Genomic DNA, 6,937 nt, shown 5'->3' on the forward strand with positions numbered 1-6,937 from the left:
CCACATCAGAGCTGACATAGGCATCGCCATGGGTAGCATGGTACATTGCCTCTATTACGGCTTGTGGTTTGATTTTGTCGCCATCGGTATTGTAGTTAAGGCACTTTTGCTCACGCCAGCTGATGATTTGACGCCACCAATCTTCTTGTGCGCTACGATCTATGTTAATGCTGCTTTTATCTATACCCGCTTGTAATTGCTCAATAACCGTTGCTAAACAACCAACCACCGGAATATGCGCTTTAATTGTTTTAGAGATTGAGGTGGGATCAACATCGACATGCACTATAGTCGCATTAGGGCAAAACTTTTGTACATTATTAGTCACACGATCATCAAAGCGGGCACCTAGAGCGAGTATAACGTCGGCGTTTGCCATGGCTTTATTGGCTTCTAGGGTGCCGTGCATACCCAGCATACCAATAAAGTTAGGATGAACCCCAGATATGCCACCTAGCCCCATCAGCGTATTAGTGATAGGCGCGTTGAGTGACTCAACTAAATGAGTTAGTTGCTCCGACGTGTTAGACAACACAATGCCGCCGCCTGAATAAATGACCAGTTTTTTGGCTGCTAAAATGGTATCAACTGCTTTTTTGATCTGTTTTGAATGCCCCTTGATATTAGGGTTGTAGGTTCTGATATCGGTTGCAGCAGGAAACTCAAAAGCAAACTTTAACTCTGGGTTTAGCATGTCTTTAGGTAGCTCAACCACCACCGGCCCTGGGCGACCACTACTGGCTATATAGAAGGCTTTTGCCAAAATGGCAGGGATCTCTTTAGCGCTTCGACAATTAAAACTGTGCTTTACTATCGGACGAGAGCAGCCAATGATATCGGTTTCCTGAAACGCATCGTCGCCAATTAAACTGGTAGGTACTTGACCAGACAACACCACCATAGGAATAGAGTCCATATAAGCGGTGGCGATACCGGTAATGCAGTTTGTAGCGCCAGGCCCCGAGGTAGCCAGCACCACGCCTACTTCGCCAGTTGCTCGTGCATAGCCATCGGCCATATGAGTAGCCGCTTGTTCGTGACGTACTAAAATATGCTCAATTTCGTCTTGCTGAAACAGGGCGTCATATAAATCTAATACTGAGCCACCGGGGTAGCCAAATATATATTTTACCTTTAATTGTTTTAATGCCTGAACAACTAGTTCAGAGCCATTATAGTGTTGTGTGCTCATCCTCATTCCTCTGCGCGCTATTTTTATGCATAAAAAAACCCCCGCGGCGGGCGGGGGTTTTTAAAAAGCAGTTTCACCTTTCAATACATCCCCGCTGGGCTTATCACTAAGACCAGTACGAGTACGACTAAAAGGCGAATCTGTGTATTCATAATTGAGTTCTCTGTCATAACACAAGCAGCCGCTTGTGGTTAAACGTTAAATTTTGTATGTGGTTATTTTTAAGGCTTTTGCCGCACGATGTCAACCGCGAAATGGAGTTTTTTGCATTGTTTTTGCAAAACGTGAGAGTTTTTAATTTAACTTAGTTGTTTATTAGACTAATTAACTATTTATTAGGGCGAATTATGCAGGATTTAAAAGCAAAAAAGCCAGCTAATGCTGGCCTTTTATGCACTGAGTTTAACACTAATAAGGTTAAACGCGGTATTGCTTATTACAGACGGTCAATAACCGCTTGAGTAAAGTCAGTAGTGCCGTGGCTGCCACCTAAGTCGCGTGTGGTACGGTCGCCAGACTTAATTACATCAGCAACGGCACTACGAATGCGCTCTGCAGTGTCGCCCATTTCAAGATGCTCTAGCATTTGAATTGACGCTAAAATAACAGAGGTTGGGTTAGCTAGGTTTTTACCCGCGATATCTGGTGCGCTACCATGTACGGCTTCAAAGATAGCGGCATCTTCGCCAATGTTTGCACCTGGTGCCATACCTAAACCACCCACAAGGCCGGCACATAGATCAGATAAAATATCGCCAAATAAGTTTGTAGTAACAATCACGTCAAATTCTTCAGGTGTCATCACTAGTTTCATACAGGTTGCATCAACAATCATTTCTGTTGATTCAATTTGTGGGTAACGCTCTGCAACTTCACGTGCTACTTTTAAAAATAAACCCGATGTTGATTTTAGAATGTTTGCCTTATGCACGGCTGTTACTTTTTTACGCCCTTCACGCACAGCTAGCTCGTAAGCAAAGGTAATGATTTTTTCTGCGCCTTCGCGAGTAATAATCGATTTAGCTTCTGCTTCGTTACCATCTTCGCTAACCACTTGGCCTGCACCTGAATACATACCTTGGGTATTTTCACGAATAGTAATGATATCAATATCATCGTAACGTGCTTTAGTCCCTACAAACGATTTAACCGGACGCACATTGGCGTATAGACCAAACTGTTTACGCAAAGTGACGTTAATAGAAGTAAAACCTTCACCTACAGGCGTGGTTAACGGGCCTTTCAGAGTGATTTTGTTTTTAGCAATGGTATCAATTGTTTCTTGCGGAAGTAACTCGCCTGTTTTTTCAAGCGCCGCGAGGCCAGCATCAACAAATTCATAATCAAAATCGCATCCTGCGGCTTTTAGTATTTCAAGTGCTGAGTCGATAATGCTTGGGCCGATGCCGTCGCCTTTGATCACTGTTATGGTTTGTTTGGCCATTAAGTTTTCCTTTAAAAGTTTACTGTGTGCATAAATAATAGTTTCTCAGGTGAATTATTACTGATTAGAACATTTATGCGAGTGTGACTGAATATAACGGCGCATTTATACCAATTTATAGTCTATTTTGCTAGTTTATACTATCAATACTGGGTATAAACTGCGTTTATAGCTGCAATAATTACACTAAATACTATTAGCAATAGCGAGCGTGTTGAGCTTTGCAAAAAAGCGTGATTTATCTTGCCAACCCTGCGCCTGTAATTGTTGCTCAAGTATTTGTTGTTGCCACGCCGTTAAGGAGATCGTGGGCTTAAAGACAATTTGCACTACCGCTTTGAAGGCAACCCAGAGTTTAGCTGGTTCATTAAGCTTACTTTTAGCGACCTGTTCGGCATCTAATAATGCACCTGCCCATGGGTTATCATTGAGCAGTGATGTGGTATGCTGGTTTAAAGCGAGCGTATCTAACTGCTCTACACCAAAAAATGCGGCAATAGGGGTATCAAGCGTATTATCTTGGCTGTTGTTAATGGTTATTTTGCGTGATAACTGCGCGCTACATTGGCCAAACACATAATAGCTATAGGCATATAAAGCTAAGCTAATATGTTCTACTTGATGCTGCTTATTATGGCAAACCAACGCCGAGAGTATGGCCACCATATTTGCTAAACGTTTGACTAAAAAAGCCTGTAATGGGTGCGCAATGGCGTACACTAACTGCTCAAACACCACGCGCTGAATGATTGCTGGTGCATTATTATAACCCACCATAGATAAGCTGTGTTTTAAGTCTTTAGCCACAAGCCCCTCTTTATTATACGCTGTGACAGCTTGGCATACGCGGTTGATAACCTGCGGATACGGCTCTAGTAAACTACTTAAGCGACGATAGCTGTATTCTTGCTGCAATCTGATGCGGGTGAGCAGATCATAAAGTGTATTCGGGTTGCTATTTTCTGCGCCATGAGGTTGTACGTATTCGGTATCCCAGACTTTATAGAGGATGCGTTGATCATTACACAGCCACTGCACTGGCTGATCGCACAGTGCTGCTTTAACACGATACCAGTGCACTTTTTTGTGCGCCGTGTTTATTAGTATATGGCGCTGTTCGTTATCGGTGGCTAAATAAACCATGTTTTGCTGTGCGTAAAGTGTGCGGCTGCCTGGCACAGCCGCGCCAATATGGGCAATTAATGTTTTTAATAATTGCTGGGCAAACAAATTAGGGGTGCGTAAATACAAATCACCCACCGCTTTATAAAAATTAATATGTTGTTTAGCTGCATTACAGGTGATGTTGGTTGCTAAAATATTGGCAACAGCCACAATAATACTGCCATTATCATACAGCATGAGTTTAGGGGTGGTGACCAGTGCGTGTTTGTATTTGATCAATTTAGCTAATACTTGGGTGATTTGTTGAGTAGGGTGTTTGGCTGTGAGTAATACCTTGGCCGCAAGCTTATGACGTAGTTGCCATACTTTTTTATCGCGCTGATTAAACGGCTGTTGTTTGGATAATTTAGTTAGCTGCTCACTGACACATAAATTCTCGACTAATGACACACTGATGTATAAGGTACTGAGCTCATTATCATAGCGCTGGCTAATGCATAAGGCAGTGGTTATAACACACTGATTGATCACTAAATTCGCTGCATAGCTCAAATGCGGTTTATACAGCATAAGTTGCGCTTGCAGTGCAGCAGGGTGTTCACGGTAAAGCTGCAGGTATTGCTCGCCAAGGTTGCAAATTAACGGGTAACACGCTGACCATTGAGCCTGATCGGTGTGGGTAGCTAAAAATAGTTGCGTATTATCTAGCAGTGATTTAATTCGGGTTGAGATCAGCTCATCCATTTCGCATGTCCTCAATTAGCTTTCTTGATAGAGCTCGTATGCACCCGCTCCCCATAAAATGAGTTGCCCGTTTTTAAACAATAAACCAGTACATTCATCCATGGTGGTTATGCCATCAGAGGTTTTATGTTGCGTGCGATAAAACACAATTTGCCAAACCTGATCACCTTGGCGTTTGGCATAAGTGAGATCAGGGCTACCTAGGTAATCAAGCACCGTGTTGAGAGTTGCTGTTTCTGCGACTTGTAGTTTTTCGATATAGCGTTTATTAAAAGCTTCTCGGTCTTGCCAAATCATTGTTTGCGGATCATCTTTATAAAACATGATCACTAATGTGGCGATAAGCGCGTATAACCCTAAACCTAAAATTAAATATCTAAAAAACTTTTTAAACATTATTCACTCTAACTACCCAAACTGCACCCAGTATACGGTGTGTAACTGCACAGTGCTAATAACTTGCGACTAATTGAGCCTGAGCTGCTTTAAACTAAAGCCTAACTGGATATCGGTGCGTAAACTAACCAGTTGTTTAGAAATAACATACATTTGCATATTGTCTTTGAGTTTGTTTCGAATGCCTGCACTCAGCGTCTCGTCTGCCAGCGCTTGTGCAAATGAGGGATAGTTATTAACCAACTGCTGGGCCGATTTTGTGCCAATTCCTTTTATTCCAGGTATATCATTGGTTTTGTCACCGGCAAGGGCCCAAAAGTCAATCAGCCGAGATTGCGGCACACCAAAGCGCTCAGTAATGCTACTGCTATCTAGGTACTGTTTTTTAAAATAGTCATACACGCTAATGTGCTCACCTAACATAGGTAAAAAACCTTTATCGGTGGAGACTATGGTATTACTAATTGCGTTATTAGCCGCTTTATTAGCTAATGTGGCAATAATGTCATCGGCTTCATCGTTAATAGGTTCAAATACCACAATACCTGTTTCCTCTATCGCCTGTTTAAATAGTACTAAGGCGTCGCGCAGCGTGGCAGGCATTGGTGCTCGAGAATGCTTATACTCGGGGTAGTAGTGGTAGCGCCAACTTCTATCACCATCAAATACCGCAATGGTGTGAGTGGCATTACTGCTGGCTAATAACTTTTTGCAGGCATGCGCAACGCGGGCGCAACTTGCTTTGAGCATTTGTTCATCGCTATGGTGTTTTTGATTTGCGTCAACAGCATAGATGCGCCTAATTAAATTAAGCGCATCAATTAATAATAAATGAGGTTTCAATGGCAGTAACTCATGCTTCTATTGTATAGCAAGGAGTGTATTTACTCCCCGGTAGCTTCATTCTTCCTTGTTCCACAAAGGCTTGTAATAGTCTGTCCATGGCTTTCATTAAATTAGGCTCGCCGCTGAGAACATACGGACCATGTTGTTTAATCGCTTTTAGGCCTTCTTCTTTGACATTGCCCGCCACAATACCAGAAAACGCACGGCGTAAATTGGCAGCCAGTTGTTGCGGTGGTTGTTCAAGGTGTAAGTCTAACGCGGCCATTGCTTCATGAGTTGGGTAAAAGGGTTGTTGAAAATCATTTTCTATTTTCAAGGTCCAATTAAAATAGTATGCATCACCTTCGCTTTTACGGTACTCACGCACATTTGCCATGGCCGATTTTAGCTTTTGCGCCACCAGCTCTGGGTTATCTATAATCACTTCAAATTTATCAAGTGCTGCGCTACCTAAAGTCATTTCAATAAACTGACATAATTCGTTAAAGTAGGTTTCGCTGTGTTTAGGCCCTGTTAAAATAACGGGAAGGCACTGTTTTTCATTTTCGGGGTGCAATAAAATACCCAACAAATACAGCAGTTCTTCAGCGGTGCCAGCCCCACCAGGAAATATAATAATGGCATGCGCGGTACGCACAAACGCTTCTAAACGCTTTTCGATATCGGGCAAAATCACTAACTCATTAACGATAGGGTTAGGGGGCTCTGCTGCTATGATACTGGGCTCCGTTAAACCTAAATAGCGGTTGTCAGTAATGCGTTGTTTAGCGTGACCTATGGTAGCGCCTTTCATTGGGCCTTTCATCGCACCTGGCCCACAGCCGGTGCAAATATTTAAGCCACGTAAACCAAGTTCGTAACCCACTTGTTTGGTGTATTTATATTCTACTTCGCTAATGGAATGTCCGCCCCAACAGACTATCATGCTAGGTTCGCTGTTTACTTTAAGGGCCCCGGCATTTCTGAGCATGTCAAACACCATATGGGTGATGGCTTTTTGCTCTTTAAGGTCTTTTTCGTATTTTTGGCAGATAAACAGAATGTCGCGGATCACGGAAAATATATGCTCGTGAATGCCGGTAATAATATCGCCATCAACAAAGGCAATATCGGGTGGGTTTTCTAACTCAATTTTAATGCCCCGTTCGCGACTGACTAAGCGAATGTCAAAATCTTGATATTTATCGTAA

Annotated in this window: 6 protein-coding genes; all 6 read right to left on the minus strand. The window is 42.7% G+C overall.

The genetic code is table 11. The annotated features are described in order from the left end of the window. The coding region (gene ilvB / locus ABYB02_RS12830; protein ID WP_372762836.1) for a biosynthetic-type acetolactate synthase large subunit at positions 1–1,192 on the minus strand (1,192 nt) is incomplete at its 3' end. Between the two features lie 436 nt (positions 1,193–1,628). Next, positions 1,629–2,636 carry an isocitrate dehydrogenase gene (locus ABYB02_RS12835; RefSeq protein WP_372762837.1) on the minus strand — a complete coding sequence of 336 codons (1,008 nt, stop codon included), beginning with the start codon at positions 2,634–2,636 and terminating at the stop codon, positions 1,629–1,631. Positions 2,637–2,822: 186 nt separating this feature from the next. After that, positions 2,823–4,505, minus strand: a complete 1,683-nt coding sequence (locus tag ABYB02_RS12840; protein WP_372762838.1) for a hypothetical protein — start codon at positions 4,503–4,505, stop codon at positions 2,823–2,825. A gap of 15 nt (positions 4,506–4,520) precedes the next feature. Next, positions 4,521–4,901 (minus strand): DUF3192 domain-containing protein, encoded by a 381-nt coding sequence (locus ABYB02_RS12845; protein WP_372762839.1) that lies wholly within the window; start codon positions 4,899–4,901, stop codon positions 4,521–4,523. A gap of 69 nt (positions 4,902–4,970) precedes the next feature. Next, positions 4,971–5,744 carry a flap endonuclease Xni gene (xni, locus tag ABYB02_RS12850; protein ID WP_372762840.1) on the minus strand — a complete coding sequence of 258 codons (774 nt, stop codon included), beginning with the start codon at positions 5,742–5,744 and terminating at the stop codon, positions 4,971–4,973. 10 nt (positions 5,745–5,754) lie between these two features. After that, the coding region (ppnN, locus tag ABYB02_RS12855; protein WP_372762841.1) for a nucleotide 5'-monophosphate nucleosidase PpnN at positions 5,755–6,937 on the minus strand (1,183 nt) is incomplete at its 5' end.

This window comes from Pseudoalteromonas sp., from assembly GCF_041613455.1.
In the GTDB taxonomy this organism is placed as follows: Bacteria; Pseudomonadota; Gammaproteobacteria; order Enterobacterales; family Alteromonadaceae; genus Pseudoalteromonas.

Bases quoted from the DNA above. Each gene is read 5' to 3' on its own strand.
- ABYB02_RS12835 (WP_372762837.1), bottom strand. From the start codon at position 2,636: ATGGCCAAACAAACCATAACAGTGATCAAAGGCGACGGCATCGGCCCA.
- ABYB02_RS12840 (WP_372762838.1), bottom strand. From the start codon at position 4,505: ATGGATGAGCTGATCTCAACCCGAATTAAATCACTGCTAGATAATACG.
- ABYB02_RS12845 (WP_372762839.1), bottom strand. From the start codon at position 4,901: ATGTTTAAAAAGTTTTTTAGATATTTAATTTTAGGTTTAGGGTTATAC.